Origin of the sequence: Novipirellula caenicola (genome assembly GCF_039545035.1) — a bacterium.
GTDB lineage: Bacteria > Planctomycetota > Planctomycetia > Pirellulales > Pirellulaceae > Novipirellula > Novipirellula caenicola.
On record NZ_BAABRO010000062.1, the window covers coordinates 1 to 1,793 of the forward strand.

The window sequence follows — 1,793 nt, forward strand, 5'->3', positions numbered from 1 at the left end:
TGGATTCATTCAGCTCGAATGACACAGATCTTGGATTGAAAAAGATGCACCGCGCGGCCTTCTCGGCAACTTGGATCGTATCGCCAGGAGTGACATCGAAGAAGTTCACGATCTATGTCGGGTAACGTCCGACGTCAGCGGGGACGGCGGTTTGATTGTCCATTTGTAAACGCCTCATGCCGTCCTCCGTTGCACGTCATGGTTCGTCGATGCTGTAGGTCTGGCTTCGTGCCCATCCGTAACGTGTACTTCCCGGTTCCGCATGTCCAGCGGCAACATGGAAAGATATCGTAACGGATACGCCCTGGAGTCTCGCATGCGGGATTGCAATCGTATTCGTTAAGGCCATGCTTTCCCCCGGGCCAAGTCCCGTATCGAAATAGTCCGCGATTCCGCTGCTCTCAAATCTCAGTGTAGCATTAGGTTCGGCGCTAGTCGTGTAGTAACCGGAAGTGTCCGTGTGTTGTGCGAGAAACCTCAGCCATTCGCCTCCAGTGTTCCGTAACGTTCCGTTAATCGCAATTTTAGTCGTACCGTCACCTTGGTCGGATGCCGTCACACGAACGTTCTCGAATTTGAGCGAAGGTTGAAAGGGACGAAGTGCGGGGACAACGACGCCGAATACGATCGCGGAAACCGCAATCAAGAGTAGAACCGATTTGATCGAGAAACGTTTCAATCGTTGCGTATAATCCGTTCGATAATGTTCGACGAACGTTTGCGATGACCGGGCCGCCGTGGTCGATCATGCATTTGTAAACGCGCTGTCGGCGGCTCCGCGTCCATCGCTTTGTTCTGCCTAAATGGTTAAAGATATGATTGCCCACTAAGTTCTACAAATCTCGCAAGCGTCGGCGTTGACCCAAAACATCCAGAGACCACATCAAGGACTTCGTCGCGTCGTCGCAGCTCTTGTAGTTGTTCAGCGGTTAGTTGTAGTCGGTCAACGCGTTCAAGGCATGTCAGGCAATAGGCACACACATTTGGATTGGAGTGCGTCACTTCTTGATTCAGCATTGGGAAAAAATCGTCGATGCGTTCACAGATCAATTCAACGAGTTCGTAAGCAGGGTCGATGTAGCCGTTCGGTCCAGCCGGCAAAGTGTAAATCTTCTTTGTCGATGTCCAAAGATCGAGAATCGCAGGCCAACAGTCGGCTGGCTTACAAGCAACCAACTGCGTTAATTCTTGGTGCCGATCGCTTTGAAGCGGAGTCATGGATTGGGATTCATCTAATGGCAGAACGTCCGCGGTAACGGGGTTCGCGGGTTTGATGTTTTATTAAAGTGGACTGGCTCGCGAACTCCCGTTGACCGCATGGTTCTGACCGCGAGCGGTGCTTACCAAGCTCGCAGCGAAACGAGCCCAACGTTGCGTGAGTTTACCATGAGTTGATCCAGCCGTGCAAGTAAATGGTGACGCTCCGAGCGCCGGAGCAATGGCAAAAAGATGTAGGGCAGAAAGATGATTGCGATCGAAGCAATTGAACGGGCTGGGAAACGCAAGTGCAACCGCAGGTCGCGTCCGCCTGCGATGGTCGAGCGAAGCAAAAACGGTCCATCGTATCAATCTATTGGCGGCATTCTCGTCCGTCACGACACTCGCATCGTCATATTCGCACTCGGTCGCATTGGAGGCCGAATCAAAAACGACTTGAGCGTGTCAGAACGGGAGCGATGTGCGGGCGGCGAAGGGTGATTGAGCCACTTTGCAAAAACGATGCCGCCGCTCCGTCACCATCGCATGGTTATCGCAGATCGCAGCAAGCATGAATCGAGTATGGTTGCAGTGGC

General features: G+C 52.7%; 1 protein-coding gene. It reads right to left on the bottom strand.

Annotated elements, in window-relative coordinates; translation table 11 throughout:
* Positions 1 to 807: 807 nt before the first annotated feature.
* Positions 808 to 1,218, bottom strand: a complete 411-nt coding sequence (locus tag ABEA92_RS31240) for a hypothetical protein (protein WP_345689796.1) — start codon at positions 1,216 to 1,218, stop codon at positions 808 to 810.
* Between the last annotated feature and the right edge of the window lie 575 nt (positions 1,219 to 1,793).

What these genes read in the sequence shown, in the direction of transcription:
- ABEA92_RS31240 (WP_345689796.1), bottom strand. Translation starts at nt 1,218, where the DNA reads ATGACTCCGCTTCAAAGCGATCGGCACCAAGAATTAACGCAGTTGGTT.